Raw genomic sequence first — 16,368 nt, 5'->3', positions numbered from 1 at the left:
GGTCAGGAATGTCGGTCGGTGCGGGGGATCAGTAGCGTTCGAGGGTCGGCAGGGTGGCCGGCGCCGGGGAGCCGGACAGGCCGAGCGTCGCGTCGTAGGCCTTCTTCCAGTCGCCGTTGTCCTGGTGGGCCTTGATGGCGTCGTTGATCGCGTCGCGCAGGTTCTTGTCGTCCTTGTTCAGGCCGACGCCGTACTTCTCCTCGGTGAACGGCTTGCCGACGACCTTGAGCTGGCCCGCGAACTTGGAGGCGTAGCCCTTGAGGATGGCGTCGTCGGTGGTGACCGCGTCGACCTCGCCGGCCATCAGCTTGTCGACACAGGCCGAGTAGGTGTCGAACTGGGTGACCTTGGCGTTGTACTTCTGGACGTTCTTGATCGAGGTCGAGCCGGTCGCGGTGCAGATGTTCTTGCCGGCGATGGTGTCCGGGCCGGTGATCGTGGTGTTGTCGTTCTTCACCAGCAGGTCCTGGCCGGCGATGTAGTACGGGCCGGCGAAGGAGACGGTCTTCTTCCGCTCGTCGTTGATGCTGTAGGTGCCGACGTAGAGGTCGATCTGGCCCTTGGCGATGGCCGGCTCGCGCTGCGAGGAGACCAGCGTCTGCCACTTGATCTGCTGCGGGGTGAAGCCGAGGTCGGCGGCGATCATCTTGGCGATCTCGATGTCGAAGCCGCTGCGGTCGCCGCTGGCGACGTCCTCGAAGCCGAGGCCGGGCTGGTCGGCCTTGGCGCCGATGCTCAGCTGGCCGCGCTTCTTGGCCTCGGCGAGGATCTGGGAGTCGATCTTGACGTCGCTCTTGACCGTGTAGGTCGGCACCTTCGGGGCGTTGGCGGCGCTCGGGTTGGCGGCGTCGCTGGGGGAGCCGTCCTTGCCGCAGGCGGCGGTGGCGGTGAGCGCGACGGCACAGAGCGCGACGGCGAGGGTGCGGGAAGTCCTCATGAGGGTTGTTCTCCTGGGGGCTGGGCCACGGCATCAACCGGGCTCTGACGTCTGGAGTCGTGGCTGGGCAGGGCCCGTCGGCGGGATCGCCGGGGCGGCCCCGTGGGGGTGCGGAGCGTCAGTGGTGCAGGATCTTCGAGAGGAAGTCCTTGGCACGGTCGGAGCGCGGTGCGGTGAAGAAGGCGTCCGGGGTGTTCTGCTCGACGATCCGGCCGTCCGCCATGAACAGCACGCGGTTGGCGGCGGAGCGGGCGAAGCCCATCTCGTGGGTGACGACGACCATCGTCATGCCGTCCGCGGCCAGCTGGCGCATGACCTCCAGCACCTCGTTGACCATCTCCGGGTCGAGGGCCGAGGTGGGCTCGTCGAAGAGCATCACCTTGGGCTTCATCGCCAGCGCCCGGGCAATCGCCACGCGCTGCTGCTGGCCGCCGGAGAGCTGCGCCGGGTACTTGTGCGCCTGCGCGCCGACGCCGACCCGGTCCAGCAGCTCGTGGGCGGTCTTCTCGGCGTGCGAGCGGATCACCTTGCGGACCTTGACCTGGCCCATGACCACGTTCTCCAGCACGGTCTTGTGGGCGAACAGGTTGAAGTTCTGGAACACCATGCCGACCTCGGTGCGCAGCCGGGCGAGCTCCCGCCCCTCGGCGGGCAGCGGGCGGCCGTCGATCGTGATCCGGCCGGAGTCGATGGTTTCCAGCCGGTTGATCGTCCGGCAGAGCGTCGACTTGCCCGAACCGGACGGGCCGATCAGCACCACGACCTCGCCCTGGCGGATCTCCAGGTCGATGTCCTGGAGCACGTGCAGCGCGCCGTAGTGCTTGTTGACCTTGCTCAGCACGACCAGCGGGGCGGCTGCGGGGGTGGAGTCCTCGACCGGGCTCTCGGTCATCGCGCCTGCTCCCTAGTTGCTTGTCGAATCGCGCCTGCCCGGGGAGCTCAACTCCCTTGGGTGGCAATGGTGGTACGTAGACCGGGGGCCGCAGCCGGCGGAGCCGCAGCCCCCGGTGGGCCGACCTTAGGAGGGGTGACAGCGCCCCGTCAGCCGATCTGAGCGGAACTTGAGGATCACGAAACGGCCACACGTCCCGCGCGGACCGTTCGCAGCGCGGCCGATCGGGCATGTCACAGCGGGCGTTCGCGCCGGTGCTCCCCGTCCCCCGGCGGCCCGGTGTGCGGCCGTCCCTGGCGCCGGGCCGTCCACTGGCCCATACTGCGCAGGACCGGCACCGGAACGATCGGCCCGGTGATCACGCGGGGGAAGGAGGAGAAGCAGGATGCGACTACTGCTCGTCGAGGACGACGAACGCGTCGCCGCGGCACTCGTCGCGGTGCTGGGCCGGCACGGCTTCCAGGTCCGGCACGCCCGCAGCGGGCACGAGGCGCTGGACGCCCTGGTACCGGACGGCAACGAGCCGTTCCGGGTGGTGCTGCTCGACCTCGGGCTGCCCGACCGCGACGGCTTCGAGGTGTGCAGCCGGATCCGGGCCGGCAGCGGCGTACCGGTGATCATGGTCACCGCGCGCGCCGACATCCGCTCCCGCATCCACGGGCTCAACCTGGGCGCCGACGACTACGTGACCAAGCCCTACGACATGGGCGAGCTCCTCGCCCGCATCCACGCCGTGGCCCGCCGTGGCGCCGTCCCCTCCGCGGCGGCCGCGCCCGCGCCCGACGCCGTCCCGCAGCAGCGCGGCCCGCTGGAGTCCCGCGGCATCCGGATCGACCGGGAGCGCCGCCGGGTCAGCGTGGACGGCCGGGACGTGCCGCTCACCCGCAAGGAGTTCGACCTGCTCGCCCTGCTCGCCCAGAGCCCGGGCGTGGTCTACCGGCGCGAGCAGATCTTCAGCGAGGTCTGGCGCAGCGGCTGGGAGGGCAACGGGCGCACCCTGGAGGTGCACATCGGCTCGCTGCGCAACAAGCTCGCCCTGCCGGGCCTGGTCGAGGCCGTCCGCGGCGTCGGCTACCGGCTGATCCCCGAGTGCCCGGCGCCGGCCGCCGACCGGACGCCGCCCGCGACCCCCGCGGAGCACTGACCGCACGTGCGCACCCGCCTGCTCGGCATCCTGATCGCCCTCATGCTCTGCGTCCTGGCCGCCCTCGGGCTGCCGCTCGCGGCGGCGGTGGCGGCGGGCGAGCAGACCGCCGTGGTCGTCGACCGGCTCGACGACGCCGCCCGTTTCGCCCAGGACCTGCCCACCTCCGGCGCCGGCACGGTGGACTCCGCCCGTAAGGGCGACCCGGAGCCGGCCCCCGGCGACGTCAGCCGCCGGCACGCGATCGACGCCGAGGTGCGGCGCTACCACGACCTGTACGGCGTGCGCCTCGGCATCTTCCAGCGCGACGGGTCGCCGATCTCGGTCGCCCCCGAGGACTGGCGGGTGCCCGCCGGCGGCTGGGGCGCGCAGGCCTTCCAGGAGGCGCTGGACGGGCGGCGCAGCCACAACCCGCCGCAGGTCTGGCCGTGGACCGGGGACCGCACGCTCACCGTCGCCACCCCGGTGGTGCGCGACGGCGACGTGGTCGCGGTGGTGCTCAGCGAGTCCCCGACCGGGGCGCTGCGCACCCGGATCCTGCACAAGTGGCTGGTGATCGCCGGTGGCGAGGCGGCCGCCATGATCGTCGCGGTGTTGCTGGCCGTCCGGCTCACCGAGTGGGTGCTGCGCCCGGTGCGCACCCTCGACCGGGCCACCCACGACATCGCCACCGGCCGGATGGCCGCCCGGGTCGCGCCCGGCGGCGGACCGCCCGAACTCCAGCGCCTGGCACGGTCGTTCAACGAGATGGCGGACCACGTGGTGCTCGCCCTGGACCAGCAGAAGGCCTTCGTCGCGGACGCCTCGCACCAGCTGCGCAACCCGCTCGCGGCCCTGCTGCTGCGGGTCGAGGTGCTCGGCCTGGAACTGCCCGAAGGGCACGAGGAGGAGCTCGGCGGCGTCCGGGAGGAGGGCGCCCGGCTGGCCCGGGTGCTGGACGACCTGCTCGGCCTGGCCACCGCCGAGCACTCCCGCCCCGAGCCCGAGCAGACCGACCTCGCCCAGCTCGCGCTGGCCCGGGTGGACGCCTGGCGGCCGGTCGCCGAGCAGCGCGGCATCGAGCTGGGCTGGGACGGCCCGGCGCTGGCGGTCGGCATGGCCGACCCGATCGGCTTCGGCTCCGCGCTGGACGCGGTGGTCGACAACGCGCTCAAGTTCGGCCCGCCCGGCAGCCGGGTGCGGCTGCGGGTGTCGGTGCGCCGGGACGAGGTCGCGGTCACCGTCACCGACGCCGGACCGGGCCTGACCGAGGACGAGCTGACCCGGGCCGGGGACCGCTTCTGGCGCAGCCCGCGGCACCAGAACGTGGACGGCTCCGGGCTCGGCCTCTCGATCGCCCGGACCCTGCTGACGGCCGGCGGCGGCTCGCTCTCCTTCGCCCCGGTCAAGCCGACCGGGCTCGCGGTGACCCTGGCGGTGCCCCGGCCGGAGCGGGCCGTCGAGGACTGAGCGGGCCCCGGACGCGACCGTCGGGCCCGCCCGCTACGGCTTGACCGAGCGGTAGTAGCGCGCCGCGCCCTCGTGCAGCGGGAGCGGGTCGGTGTACACGGCGGTGCGCAGGTCGACCAGCTGGGCGGCGTGCACCTGGGCGCCGATCTGGTCGCGGCTGTCGATCACCGCCCGGGTCATCCCCTCGACCAGCCCCGGGTCGACGTCGTCCCGGGTGATCAGCAGGTTGGGCACGGCCACGGTGGCGACCGCGTCCTTCGGCTCGGCGTTCGGATAGGTGCCCTTGGGCATCGTCGCCGCCCGGTAGGCGTCCGAGCCGCTGCCCTCCGCCTTGTGCAGCGCCTCGGCGAGGTCGCCGAGCGGCACCACCCGGATCCGGACGTGCTCGGACAGGTCGGTGACCGCGCTGGTCGGCAGGCCGCCGGACCAGAAGAAGGCGTCCACCTTGCCCTCGCGCAGGTCCTCGACGGCCTCGCCGATGCCGACCGGCACCGGGACGATGTCGCGGTCCGGGTTCAGCCCGGCGGCGGTCAGCAGCCGCCTGGTCACCGGGGCCACCCCGGACTGGGGCTCGCCCACGACCACCCGCAGGCCCTTGAGGTCGGCCGTGCGCCGCACCGGCGAGTCGGCCGGGACGACCAGCTGCAGGTAGTCGTCGTACAGCCGGGCGATGGCGCGCAGCCGGTCCCGGCCCGGGCCGTGGTAGTCGGCGACGGCGTCGGCGGTGGCGATCGCGAAGGAGTCGCGGCCGGTGGCCACCCGGTCCAGGTTCTCCACCGAGCCGGCGGACTTGTCCAGGGCCAGCCGCACCCCCGGCATCGCCCGGGAGACGTGGGTCTGCAGCAGCCGCCCGTACCGGTCGTAGACGCCGCTGGCCGATCCCGTCGCGAACCGGGTCTCGCCCTGCGGGTAGCCGGGCGAGCGGCCCGCCGACAGCCACCAGCCGCCGAATCCCGCGAGCAGCAGCACCAGCACCAGCACCGTCCGCCACAGCGGGCTGCGGGCCGCGGCGCGGACGGCGGCGCCGAGACGGGGGACGGTGATGGGGGCCATGCAGGGATAGTGCCAGGCGCCCCGGCCGAACGGGAGGGGGAAGGAACGGGCGATGGGCCGGGAAAAGCGCTTCGCGGGTGCCCGTACCCTGGTCTGGTGAGCGGTGAGAGCGGATTGAAGAGCTACAAGGTCGTCACGCACGGCTGTCAGATGAACGTCCACGACTCCGAGCGGCTGTCCGGGCTGCTGGAGGAGGCGGGCTACGTCAAGGCCGGGCCCGAGGGCGACCCGGACCTGGTGGTGTTCAACACCTGCGCGGTGCGCGAGAACGCCGACAACAAGCTGTACGGCAACCTCGGGCAGCTCGCGCCGGCCAAGGGCCGCAACCAGGGCATGCAGATCGCCGTCGGCGGCTGCCTGGCCCAGAAGGACCGCGAGACCATCGTCAGCCGGGCCCCCTGGGTCGACGTGGTGTTCGGCACCCACAACATCGGCCACCTGCCGGCCCTGCTGGAGCGGGCCGCGGTCGAGAAGAAGGCCCAGGTCGAGATCCTGGAGTCGCTGGAGACCTTCCCCTCCACGCTGCCGACCCGCCGCGAATCCGCCTACGCCGCCTGGGTCGCCATCTCGGTCGGCTGCAACAACACCTGCACCTTCTGCATCGTCCCCGCGCTGCGCGGCAAGGAGGAGGACCGCCGCCCCGGCGACGTCCTCGCCGAGGTCGAGGCGCTGGTCGCCGAGGGCGTCATCGAGGTCACCCTGCTCGGCCAGAACGTCAACGCCTACGGCTCCGACCTGGGCGACCGCGAGGCCTTCTCCAAGCTGCTGCGCGCCGCCGGGCAGATCGAGGGCCTGGAGCGGATCCGCTTCACCTCGCCGCACCCGCGGGACTTCACCGACGACGTCATCGCGGCGATGGCCGAGACCCCGGCCGTGATGCACCAGCTGCACATGCCGCTGCAGTCCGGTTCGGACCGGGTGCTCAAGGCGATGCGCCGCTCGTACCGGCAGGAGCGCTTCCTCGGGATCATCCGCAAGGTCCGCGAGGCGATGCCGGACGCGGCGATCTCCACCGACATCATCGTGGGCTTCCCCGGCGAGACCGAGGAGGACTTCGAGGAGACGATGCACACCGTCCGCGAGGCCCGCTTCACCAACGCCTTCACCTTCCAGTACTCCAAGCGCCCCGGCACCCCGGCCGCCGAGATGGAGGAGCAGGTGCCGAAGGAGGTCGTCCAGGCCCGCTACGACCGGCTGATCGCCCTCCAGGAAGAGATCTCCTGGGAGGAGAACAAGAAGCAGGTCGGCCGCACCCTGGAGATCCTGGTCGCCGAGGGCGAGGGCAAGAAGGACGACAAGACCCACCGGCTCTCCGGGCGCGCGCCCGACAACCGGCTCGTCCACTTCACGAAGCCGGAGGAGCCGGTGCGCCCCGGCGACATGGTGACCGTCGAGATCACCTACGCCGCCCCGCACCACCTGCTGGCCGAGGGCCCGGCACTCGCGGTGCGTCGCACCCGGGCCGGCGACGCCTGGGAGAAGCGCCAGGCGAAGCCCGCCGCCAAGCCGGCCGGCGTGCTGCTCGGCCTGCCGAAGATCGGCGCCCCGGCCGAGCTGCCGCTGGCCGCCCCGGCGGGCGGGGCCTGCTGCGGGGACTGAGACGCGTGCGGTCCGGACGGCCCGGCGGGAGTTCCTACTCCTGCCGGGCCGTCCGGCTTCTTGGCTAGAGTGATCCGCATGCTGGTAGCCGCCGCCGTGTGCCCCTGTCCGCCGCTGCTCGTCCCCGAGGTCGCCGCCGGGGCCGCGCCCGAGCTGGACGGGCTGCGCGCCGCCTGCGCCGAGGCGCTGGCCGCGCTGGTCGCGGCCGAGCCGCAGCTGGTCGTGGTGGTCGGCACCGGGCCGGCGGCCGAGGTGTGGACCGAGGGCGGGGCCGGCTCCTTCCTGCGCTACGGGGTTCCGCTGGTGGCCAAGCTGCCCGGCGGCCGGGTCGAGGGGCCGGAGCTGGCGCCCTCGCTGACCGTCGGCGCCTGGCTGCTGGAGCACGCCGGCGTGGACCTGCCGACGCACGCCTGCGCGGTGCCCGCGGACGCCCCCGCCGACCGGATGCTCGGGCTCGGCCAGGGCCTGGCCGGGCTCGCCGACCGGGTCGCCCTGCTGGTGCTGGGCGACGGCAGCGCCTGCCGCTCGCTGAAGGCCCCCGGCTACCTGGACGAGCGGGCCGAGGGCTACGACGCCGCGCTGGCCGCCGCCCTGGGCTCCGCCGACCTGCCCGCCCTCGCCGCGCTGGACGCCGGGCTCGCCGCCGAGCTCAAGGCCGAGGGCCGGGCGCCCTGGCAGGTCCTGGCCGGCGCCGCGCAGGGCGCCGGCCTGACCGCGCGGCTCGGCTACCAGGACGCGCCGTACGGGGTCGGCTACTTCGTGGCGTCCTGGAGCTGATCGTCAGGCCTGCGGGGCCTGGCCCCCGCTCCCGCCGCTCCCGCCGTTCCCGCCGGGCTGCTCCGGCTTGTGGGCGAAGTCGTCCACCGCGCCCTTGGCCTTGCTGGCGCCGTGCTCGATCTTGTCGCTGTACTTGCCCTTGGTCGCCTTGTCGATCGCGCCGCCGGCCTTGTCGACCATGCTGTCGATCTGCTCGTGGTGCTTGCCCGCGAGCTCGCTGGCCTTCTCCTTGAGCTCCTCGGCCTTGCCCTTGAGGTTGTCCATCAGACCCATGGCGATCTCACCCTTCCTCGACTGTCTCCCTGCACAACGCCCGGGAAGGGCAAAGCGTTCGCAAAGAAGGTCGACGACGGAAACGGAGGAAACAGTCATATCGTCGCGCAGCCGGGGCCCGGCGGCAGCCCGGTCTCCGGGGCGTCCCCCGTTTTGCGAGACTGGAGCGGTGAGCAGCTCCCGTGTGATCAGCATCGTCGGCGCGACCGCCGCCGGAAAGTCCGACCTGGCCGTCGCCGTCGCCCGCAGCCTCGGCGGCGAGGTGATCAACACCGACTCGATGCAGCTGTACCGGGGCATGGACATCGGCACCGCCAAGCTCACCGAGGACGAGCGCGGGGGAGTGCCGCACCACCTGCTGGACATCTGGGACGTCACCGAGGCCGCCAGCGTCGCCGAGTACCAGCGGCTGGCCCGGGCCGAGATCGACCGGCTGCTCGCCGCCGGGCGCACGCCGGTCCTGGTCGGCGGCTCCGGACTGTACGTCCGGGCGGCGATCGACGAGATGGAGTTCCCCGGCACGGACCCGGCCGTGCGCGCCCGGCTGGAGGCCGAGCTGGAGCAGGCCGGCCCGTACGCGCTGCACCGGCGGCTGGCCGAGCTGGACCCGGCGGCCGCCGAGGCGATCCTGACCAGCAACGGGCGGCGGATCGTCCGCGCGCTGGAGGTCATCGAGATCACCGGGCAGCCGTTCACCGCCAACCTGCCGAGCAACACCGCCGTGTACGAGGCGGTGCAGATCGGCGTCGCCGTGCCGCGGCCCGAGCTGGACGAGCGGATCACGCTGCGGGTCGACCGGATGTGGGAGGCCGGGCTGCTGGACGAGGTGCGGGCGCTGGAGGCGGTCGGCCTGCGGGAGGGGCGGACGGCCTCCCGGGCGCTCGGCTACCAGCAGGTGCTCGACCACTTCGCCGGCGAGTGCACCGAGGACGAGGCGCGGGCCGAGACCGTGCGGGCCACCAAGCGCTTCGCGCGCCGCCAGGAGTCCTGGTTCCGGCGCGACGAGCGCATCCACTGGCTCTCCCGGCCGGCCGGCACCGACCCGGTCGAGCTGCTGGAGCGGTCCCTCGAACTGATCGGGCGTCAGGGAGTTCCGGCCGCCTAGCACGGGTTTCGGCCAATTCGGCGGTGCAGGTGCGCGCGCAGGTGGCCGTGCAGGACGAACCGGGGGTCACGGCCCGATCACGTGATGGCCACGGATCACCCGTCGACCCCGGTCAGGCCCGAACGGCCCCTCTGGACATGCCATCATCGATGGCGTAGGGGTCGGCCCGGGAGGGCCGGCCGTGCCCGGCCGCGAGTCCGCTCGTGTCGAACAGTCAGGGGAGGCCGTGTGTCGACGGGTACCGGCCCCGAACCCGGCCAGCGGGGAAGCGTCACCGCACCGGCCGAGGAGTTCGACGAGTCGACGATGGGCGACCTCCCCGTGCTGACCGGCCTGGAGGCACCCACCTCGTACGCCCTCGCGGTGCCCGCGCTGGACACCCACCTCCCGCCGGACGCCGCCGTGCACGAGCGGGAGATCCGCCCGCTGCGCCGGCTGCGCTGGTGGCAGATCCTGCCGATCGCCCTGCTCGGCACCCTCGGCTCGCTGATGTTCGCCTTCCCGCTCGCCTTCGGCTCGGCCGGGGCGCGCGCCACCATGGTCGGGATGCTCGGGCTGCTGTTCACCGCCGCCTCGTTCGGCTGGGGCGCGATGGCCGCCCGGCACGCCGGCTACCGGTGGCCCGGCCTGCCGCGCCGCGGCTCCGGGCAGCGGGCGAGCTGGCGGGCGATCGCCGTCTACACCTTGATCGCGCTGGCCGCGTGCGTGCTCGCGGTCTGGCGGGTCGCGTACCTGCGGTAGGGCCTCAGTACCCTAGGGAGGGTGAGCGCATCCTCCTTCCCGCAGGCCGGCCTCCCCTTCTTCAAGGGCCACGGCACCCAGAACGACTTCGTGATCCTCCCGGACCCGGACGGCGAGCTGGAGATCGGCCCCGCGGCCGTCGCCGCGCTGTGCGACCGCCGGGCCGGCATCGGCGGGGACGGGCTGCTGCGGGTGGTGCGCGCCGCCGCCGATCCGGCCGCCGAGCACCTGGCCGACCGGGCCGAGTGGTTCATGGACTACCGCAACTCGGACGGCAGCGTCGCCGAGATGTGCGGCAACGGCCTGCGGGTCTTCGCCCGCTTCCTGGTCGAGGCGGGCCTCGCGAAGCCCGGCGAGCTGGCGGTCGCCACCCGCTCCGGGGTGCTCACCGCGAAGGTCGCCGAGGACACCGCGGGCGGCACGCCCGGCGAGGTCACCATCGACATGGGCAAGGCCCGGCTGCCCGGGCCGGACGGCATCGAGGTCGCGGTCGGCGAGCGCCGCTGGCCCGCCCTGAACGTCAACATGGGCAACCCGCACGCGGTCGCCTTCGTCGAGAGCCTGGACCACGCCGGCGACCTGTACAGCGCGCCGCTCACCAGCCCCGAGGGGGCCTATCCGGAGGGCGTCAACGTCGAGTTCGTGGTGGACCGCGGCCCGCGGCACGTCGCGATGCGGGTGCACGAGCGCGGCTCCGGCGAGACCCGCTCCTGCGGCACCGGCGCGTGCGCCGTCGCCGTGGCGGCGATCCGCCGGGACGGCGCGGACCCGGCCGTCACCGGCGAGGCCGTCGCCTACACCGTGGACGTGCTGGGCGGCCGGCTGGTGATCACCGAGCACCCGGACGGCCGGGTGGAGATGACCGGGCCGGCCGTGATCGTCGCCGAGGGGCGCCTCGACGAGCGCTGGTGGGCGTCGCTGTCGCAGGGCTGAGGGCCCGGTTTGCCCAATTCGTGGGGCGACGAATCCCCCCGATCGGGTGATACCGGTCGCGGACGGGAATCACGGCATCGCGGAACGTGCTCTCCTCGGTAGCATGGACCACCGGGTCGATCACCCCTGGGGAGGGGCAGCACCCGGCGACCGTTGCCGGAGGTGCGATGACCATCGAAGCCGGGCAGCCCCTCGCGGGGCAGCCGACGACCGTACGGCAGGCCGGGGCCAGGCGGCCCCTCGGAGAGCTCGGCCTGGCCGCCCTCGGCCGGGCCGGGCGGGCCGCGTTACTGGCCACCGGCCGCCAGCCGGTCCCGGACGCGCTCGAACCGCTCGTCCGGGTCCACCGCGCCCACCATCCGCAGGCCGACCTCGGCCTGCTCGCGAGGGCGTACCGGCTCGCCGAGGCCAGCCACCGCGGCCAGAAGCGCAAGAGCGGCGAGCCGTACATCACCCACCCGCTGGCCGTCACCATGATCCTGGCCCAACTCGGCGCCGGGACGACCACCTTGGTCGCCTCGCTGCTCCACGACACCGTCGAGGACACCGAGTTGACGCTGGACCAGGTGGGGGCCGGGTTCGGGCCCGAAGTCGCCTACCTGGTCGACGGGGTGACGAAACTGGAGAAGGTCGACTTCGGCGCGGCCGCCGAGGCCGAGACCTTCCGCAAGATGCTGGTCGCCACCGGGGACGACGTCCGGGTCATGGTGATCAAGCTCGCCGACCGGCTGCACAACATGCGCACCATCCGGCACATGAAGCCGGCCAGCCAGGTGCGGATCGCCAAGGTCACCCGGGACGTGCTGATCCCGCTGGCCGAGCGGCTCGGCATCCAGGTGCTCAAGGCGGAGCTGGAGGACATCGTCTTCGCCACCCTGCACCCCGAGGAACACGCCTTCACCCGCGCCCTGATGGCCGGCCACGAGGCCGAGCCGGACGCGCTGCTGGAGCCCTTCGCCCGGCGGCTGGCCCGCCAGCTGGCCGAGGCCGGGGTGGCCGCCGAGGTCACCGTCCGGCCCCGGCACTGCGTCTCGCTGCACCGGGTGCTGCTGAAGCGGGCCGCCGCGCCCGGGCGGGACGGGCAGCCGCAGCGGCCGCAGCCCGCCGACTTCGGGCGGCTGCTGGTGGTGGTCGAGGAGAACGCCGACTGCTACGCCGTGCTCGGCGAGCTGCACACCTGCTGGACGCCGCTGCCCGGGGAGTTCAAGGACTTCGTGGCCGCCCCCAAGTTCAACCTCTACCAGTCGCTGCACACCGCGGTGGCGCTGGAGGGCGAGGTGGTCGAGGTGCTGGTCCGCACCCGGCGGATGCACGAGGTCGCCCAGACCGGGGTGGTCGCGCTCGGCGACCCGACCCCGGCCGGCGCCGCCCCGGACACCGACGAACTGGACCGCACCGACCCGGCCCGGCCCGGCTGGCTCAGCCGGCTGCTGGAGTGGCAGCAGGAGACGCCCGACCCGGACGCCTTCTGGTCCGCGCTCACCGCCGACCTCGCCGGGGACCGCGAGATCACCGTCGTGACCGAGACTGGCGAAACGCTTCAGCTCAGGGCCGGGGCCACTTGTGTGGATGCGGCCTACCTGCTCGGCGAGGAGACCGGGCACCGATGTATCGGTGCCCGGGTCAACGGTCGGCTCACCGCGCTGTCCACCGCGCTGCGCGACGGCGACGTGCTGGCCGTGCTCACCGAGGCCGCCACGGCCGGCGGGCAGCCCTCCGGGCCTTCCCCGCAGTGGCTGGAGCACGCCCGCACCCCCGCCGCACGGCTGGCCATCGAGCGCTGGCTGGCCGACCACCCGGACCGGCTGCCGGTGGTGGGCACCGGCCCCTCGGACGGCCCCTCCGCCGGGCAGCCCGGGCAGCCCGCCCCGGCCGCGCGCCGGGACGCCCGGGAGGCCCGGGACGCCCGGGACGCCCGGCGCGCGGGCGGCGGGCGGCGGGCCGCACCGGTCGCGGTGGCCGGGCGCCCCGGCGCGACCGTCCGGCTGGCCCGCTGCTGCACGCCCGTCCCGCCGGACGAGGTGGCCGGCTACCCGATCCGCGGCGGAGCGGTGGCGGTGCACCGGGCCGGCTGCCCCGCCGGGGAACGGATGCGCGAGGACGGCCGGGCCGTGCTGGAGGTCCGCTGGCGGCCGCAGGACGCGCCGGCGGCCGGCCACCGGGTCACCCTGCGGGCCGAGGCGCTGAACCGGCCCCGGCTGCTCGCCGACCTCACCGCGGCGATCTCCGCCGCGGGCGTCGGCATCGTCTCGGCGGAGGTCGAGCCGCCGCAGGAGCTGCGGGTGCGGCACACCTACACCGTCGAGCTGCCCGAGCCGGCCGCGCTGCCCGGCCTGATGCGGGCGATGCTCAAGGTGTCGGGCGTGTACGACGTGAGCCGGCCGCACGCGCCCGAGGGCGGGGTCGGGCGGCCGGGGTGACGGGCGCCGCGGGCGGCGGACATCCTGGGTGACCGGGGGATGACCCCGGGTGAAAAGGGGATGACCGGCCCACCCCGGGCATGCGACCATCATGGGGAATTCACGGCCGGTCCGCGGCGTTCTCAGGGCACAGGAGCCCCGGTGACACCGCGGCCCCGAGGGGTAGCTCACCTCACCCGGACGGTAGCCGGGGCGTCAGCTGGGCAGACTCCTTACGGGCCCGTACCGACGGTCCCCGACAGGCCACCCGTACCAGCAGCCAAAGGACAGAATGACCTCCACGTTCGAAGCCCGCGACCACGCCGACGCCCCGCGCCGCATCGACGGTCGGCGGGCGGAAGCCCTCATGGACGAGGACCTCGCGGCCATCGACGAGGACCTCGGCCACCACTACGACGGCGACCAGTACGACCGCAGTGAGCGCGCAGCCCTGCGCCGGGTCGCCGGCCTCTCCACCGAACTCGAGGACGTCACCGAGGTCGAGTACCGCCAGCTCCGCCTGGAGCGCGTGGTGCTCGTCGGCGTCTGGACCGACGGCACCCTGGAGGAGGCGGAGAACTCGATGGCCGAGCTCGCCGCGCTCGCCGAGACCGCCGGCTCCGAGGTGCTGGACGGCGTCATCCAGCGCCGTGACAAGCCCGACGCCGCGACCTACATCGGCTCCGGCAAGGCGCAGGAACTGCGGGACATCGTCGCCTCCAGCGGCGCCGACACCGTGGTCTGCGACGGTGAACTCACCCCCGGCCAGTTGATCCACCTGGAGGACGTGGTCAAGGTCAAGGTCGTCGACCGGACGGCCCTGATCCTGGACATCTTCGCCCAGCACGCCAAGTCCCGGGAGGGCAAGGCGCAGGTCTCGCTGGCGCAGATGCAGTACATGCTGCCGCGCCTGCGCGGGTGGGGTCAGTCGCTGTCCCGGCAGATGGGTGGTGGCGGCTCCGGCTCGTCCGGCGGCGGCATGGCCACCCGTGGCCCCGGTGAGACCAAGATCGAGACCGACCGGCGCCGGATCCGGGAGAAGATGGCGAAGCTCCGCCGGGAGATCGCCGACATGAAGAAGGGCCGCGACACCAAGCGCCAGGAGCGCAAGCGCCACCAGGTGCCGTCCGTGGCCATCGCCGGGTACACCAACGCCGGCAAGTCCTCCCTGCTCAACCGGCTCACCGGTGCGGGCGTGCTGGTGGAGAACGCGCTGTTCGCCACCCTGGACCCGACCGTGCGCCGGGCCCAGACCCCGAGCGGGCGGGTCTACACCCTGGCCGACACGGTCGGGTTCGTCCGGCACCTGCCGCACCACCTGGTCGAGGCCTTCCGCTCGACCATGGAGGAGGTCGCCGACGCGGACCTCATCCTGCACGTCGTCGACGGCTCGCACCCCGAGCCGGAGACGCAGCTGGCCGCCGTCCGCGAGGTCATCGTCTCGGTCGACGCGCAGAACGTGCCGGAGATCGTGGTGATCAACAAGGCGGACGCCGCCGACCCGCACGTGCTGCAGCGGCTGCTGCGCCGCGAGCCGCACGCCATCGTCGTGTCGGCCCGCACCGGCGCGGGCATGGACGAGCTGCTGCAGCTCATCGACGACGAGCTGCCGCGCCCGGCCATCGAGGTGCGGGCCCTGGTGCCCTACACCCAGGGCGCGCTGGTCTCCCGGGTGCACGCGGAGGGCGAGCTGATCGCCACCGAGCACACCGGCGAGGGCACCCTGGTGCACGCCAAGGTGCCGGCCGAGCTGGCCGCCGAGCTGGAGCTCTTCGCGGTGGCGCTGCAGGGCTGAGCGCACGACCGGTGACGCGAGGGGCCCCCGGGACAGCCGTCCCGGGGGTCCCTCGCGCGTCGGGGCGTGTTCGGGGCGTGTCTGGGGCGGGCCGGGGCGTGTCCGGGGGCGGGCGCTACTTCACGTTCTTGGCGAAGTAGTCGAAGGCCTGCTTCGCCTGGTCCTGCAGCGAGGGCCCGGCCAGGTACTCGGACGGGTTGCGGTTGCCGATCGAGGTGACGCTGATCAGGTTCGGCTTGCCGTCCCTGGTGATGAACCAGCCGCCGCCACTGGCTCCGCCGGTCATGGTGCAGCCGATCACGTACATCGGCGGGCGGGCCCGGTCGAAGGACAGCCGGGCCGGCCGGACGGCGGAGTCGCAGTGGTCCAGCTCCATGCCGTCGAACGGCCGCTCGGCCGGGTAGCCGTACGAGACGGCCGAGGTGATCTGCTCGCGCGGAGCGTTGAACCAGATCGGCACCGAGCCGCCGACCGCCTCCTCCAGCGAGGTGCCGCCCTCGCCGCGCACCCGGACGATCCCGTAGTCGAACTGGTCGTGGGCGCCGACGCCGCTCTCCTGCAGCCAGGTCGGCGAGACCATCGCCCGCACCGCCGTCCACCGGCCGTACGGGGAGACCTGCTGCTCGGTGTACGGCTTGCCGCGGCTCGCCTGGCCGTCCCGGTTGAAGGCCGGCACGAAGACGATGTTCTTCATCCAGCCGCCGCCCTTGCCCTCGTGCAGGCAGTGCGCGGCGGTGTAGACCAGGTTGCTCCTCCCCGGGTTGAGCGGGTCGGAGACCACCGTGCCGGAGCAGACCGCGTCGCCCTTGGGCGTGGTCACGAAGAGCTTGCCGACCACGGCGGTGGCCGGGCCGTACGGGTGCGGCTGCGGCGTGGCCGGGACGGCGGCCGGTGGGGCGTCCCGCTCGACGCCGCTCTGGGCGGGGGAGGACAGCGCGTACTCCTGCACCAGCCGGGGCCTGGCGCCCTCCATCCGGCCGGTCGACCAGAAGCCCTGGGCCACCTCGTTCGCGAAGCCGCTGTCGGCGACGAACCGGGCCCAGTCCTCCAGCTTCCAGCCGCTCAGGTCGCCCACGCTGGTGGGCGCGGCCTTGGGCAGCGCGAGCGGCGGGGCGGTCGCGCCCGGGGAGGCGTCCGGCCCGCACGCGGTCGCGGTGAGCGCGAGCGCGCCGAGCAGCGCGGCGGCGGCCGTCGCGGCCCGGCGGCGCGGGCCTTCGTTCCTGGGCATGCTGAGTCCTCCCCCGTGGTGCTTCGGTGCTCGGTACGGCAAC

At 73.8% G+C, this 16,368-nt stretch carries 14 protein-coding genes; 9 read left to right on the top strand and 5 right to left on the bottom strand.

The annotated features are described in order from the left end of the window. Positions 1 to 28: 28 nt before the first annotated feature. Together ACPC54_RS26695 and ACPC54_RS26690 are read right to left on the bottom strand one after the other, a co-directional pair. A complete protein-coding gene (locus ACPC54_RS26695; RefSeq protein WP_498968316.1) occupies positions 29 to 937 on the bottom strand; it encodes a glutamate ABC transporter substrate-binding protein in 909 nt (302 codons plus the stop codon). Positions 938 to 1,055: 118 nt separating this feature from the next. Beyond that, a complete protein-coding gene (locus ACPC54_RS26690) occupies positions 1,056 to 1,829 on the bottom strand; it encodes an amino acid ABC transporter ATP-binding protein (protein WP_498968314.1) in 774 nt (257 codons plus the stop codon). A 385-nt stretch (positions 1,830 to 2,214) separates the two neighbouring features. Here ACPC54_RS26690 and ACPC54_RS26685 point away from each other — a divergent pair, with 385 nt between their 5' ends. Further along, positions 2,215 to 2,973: a response regulator transcription factor gene (locus ACPC54_RS26685; RefSeq protein ID WP_498968311.1), complete on the top strand. Its 759-nt coding sequence runs from the start codon at positions 2,215 to 2,217 to the stop codon at positions 2,971 to 2,973. 6 nt (positions 2,974 to 2,979) lie between these two features. After that, entirely contained in the window at positions 2,980 to 4,422 is a 1,443-nt protein-coding gene (locus ACPC54_RS26680; RefSeq protein WP_498968309.1) for a sensor histidine kinase, read from the top strand. 33 nt (positions 4,423 to 4,455) lie between these two features. Here the strand turns inward: ACPC54_RS26680 and ACPC54_RS26675 are convergent, their stop codons facing one another. Then, positions 4,456 to 5,475, bottom strand: coding sequence for a TAXI family TRAP transporter solute-binding subunit (locus ACPC54_RS26675; RefSeq protein ID WP_498968308.1), 1,020 nt, complete (start codon positions 5,473 to 5,475; stop codon positions 4,456 to 4,458). A gap of 96 nt (positions 5,476 to 5,571) precedes the next feature. On the opposite strand from ACPC54_RS26675, the gene miaB reads away from it, so the two are divergent. Both miaB and ACPC54_RS26665 read left to right on the top strand, forming a co-directional pair. Beyond that, positions 5,572 to 7,074: a tRNA (N6-isopentenyl adenosine(37)-C2)-methylthiotransferase MiaB gene (miaB, locus tag ACPC54_RS26670; protein ID WP_498968306.1), complete on the top strand. Its 1,503-nt coding sequence runs from the start codon at positions 5,572 to 5,574 to the stop codon at positions 7,072 to 7,074. Positions 7,075 to 7,152: 78 nt separating this feature from the next. Then, a complete protein-coding gene (locus ACPC54_RS26665) occupies positions 7,153 to 7,851 on the top strand; it encodes a class III extradiol ring-cleavage dioxygenase family protein (protein WP_498968304.1) in 699 nt (232 codons plus the stop codon). 3 nt (positions 7,852 to 7,854) lie between these two features. Here ACPC54_RS26665 and ACPC54_RS26660 read toward each other — a convergent pair whose 3' ends face one another. Beyond that, a complete protein-coding gene (locus ACPC54_RS26660) occupies positions 7,855 to 8,124 on the bottom strand; it encodes an antitoxin (protein WP_498968303.1) in 270 nt (89 codons plus the stop codon). 169 nt (positions 8,125 to 8,293) lie between these two features. Between ACPC54_RS26660 and miaA the strand changes: the two genes are divergently transcribed. The 5 genes from miaA to hflX all read left to right on the top strand — a co-directional run bounded on the left by miaA (position 8,294) and on the right by hflX (position 15,097). After that, positions 8,294 to 9,229, top strand: coding sequence for a tRNA (adenosine(37)-N6)-dimethylallyltransferase MiaA (gene miaA, locus ACPC54_RS26655; RefSeq protein ID WP_498968301.1), 936 nt, complete (start codon positions 8,294 to 8,296; stop codon positions 9,227 to 9,229). Positions 9,230 to 9,457: 228 nt separating this feature from the next. Then, positions 9,458 to 9,970, top strand: coding sequence for a hypothetical protein (locus tag ACPC54_RS26650; RefSeq protein WP_498968299.1), 513 nt, complete (start codon positions 9,458 to 9,460; stop codon positions 9,968 to 9,970). A gap of 21 nt (positions 9,971 to 9,991) precedes the next feature. After that, positions 9,992 to 10,903 carry a diaminopimelate epimerase gene (gene dapF, locus ACPC54_RS26645; protein WP_498968297.1) on the top strand — a complete coding sequence of 304 codons (912 nt, stop codon included), beginning with the start codon at positions 9,992 to 9,994 and terminating at the stop codon, positions 10,901 to 10,903. Positions 10,904 to 11,070: 167 nt separating this feature from the next. Continuing rightward, entirely contained in the window at positions 11,071 to 13,323 is a 2,253-nt protein-coding gene (locus ACPC54_RS26640) for a RelA/SpoT family protein (RefSeq protein ID WP_498968295.1), read from the top strand. Positions 13,324 to 13,594: 271 nt separating this feature from the next. Continuing rightward, on the top strand, positions 13,595 to 15,097 hold the full coding sequence (gene hflX / locus ACPC54_RS26635) for a GTPase HflX (protein WP_498968294.1): 1,503 nt from the start codon (positions 13,595 to 13,597) through the stop codon (positions 15,095 to 15,097). 115 nt (positions 15,098 to 15,212) lie between these two features. On the opposite strand, the gene ACPC54_RS26630 is transcribed toward hflX, so the two are convergent. Beyond that, the gene (locus tag ACPC54_RS26630; protein ID WP_498968292.1) at positions 15,213 to 16,325 is read right to left on the bottom strand and encodes a trypsin-like serine peptidase; all 1,113 of its coding nucleotides are present in this window, start codon (positions 16,323 to 16,325) and stop codon (positions 15,213 to 15,215) included. Positions 16,326 to 16,368 lie beyond the last annotated feature (43 nt).

Source organism: Kitasatospora sp. NPDC094028 (assembly GCF_049543595.1).
GTDB lineage: Bacteria > Actinomycetota > Actinomycetes > Streptomycetales > Streptomycetaceae > Kitasatospora.
This window is presented reverse-complemented; position numbering and strand designations above follow the sequence as displayed.

Excerpts from the sequence above, each read along its gene's own strand:
- ACPC54_RS26695 (WP_498968316.1), bottom strand. The coding sequence starts at position 937 with ATGAGGACTTCCCGCACCCTCGCCGTCGCGCTCTGTGCCGTCGCGCTC.
- ACPC54_RS26690 (WP_498968314.1), bottom strand. The coding sequence starts at position 1,829 with ATGACCGAGAGCCCGGTCGAGGACTCCACCCCCGCAGCCGCCCCGCTG.
- ACPC54_RS26685 (WP_498968311.1), top strand. The coding sequence starts at position 2,215 with ATGCGACTACTGCTCGTCGAGGACGACGAACGCGTCGCCGCGGCACTC.
- ACPC54_RS26675 (WP_498968308.1), bottom strand. The coding sequence starts at position 5,475 with ATGGCCCCCATCACCGTCCCCCGTCTCGGCGCCGCCGTCCGCGCCGCG.
- ACPC54_RS26665 (WP_498968304.1), top strand. The coding sequence starts at position 7,153 with ATGCTGGTAGCCGCCGCCGTGTGCCCCTGTCCGCCGCTGCTCGTCCCC.
- ACPC54_RS26660 (WP_498968303.1), bottom strand. The coding sequence starts at position 8,124 with ATGGGTCTGATGGACAACCTCAAGGGCAAGGCCGAGGAGCTCAAGGAG.
- ACPC54_RS26640 (WP_498968295.1), top strand. The coding sequence starts at position 11,071 with ATGACCATCGAAGCCGGGCAGCCCCTCGCGGGGCAGCCGACGACCGTA.
- hflX (WP_498968294.1), top strand. The coding sequence starts at position 13,595 with ATGACCTCCACGTTCGAAGCCCGCGACCACGCCGACGCCCCGCGCCGC.
- ACPC54_RS26630 (WP_498968292.1), bottom strand. The coding sequence starts at position 16,325 with ATGCCCAGGAACGAAGGCCCGCGCCGCCGGGCCGCGACGGCCGCCGCC.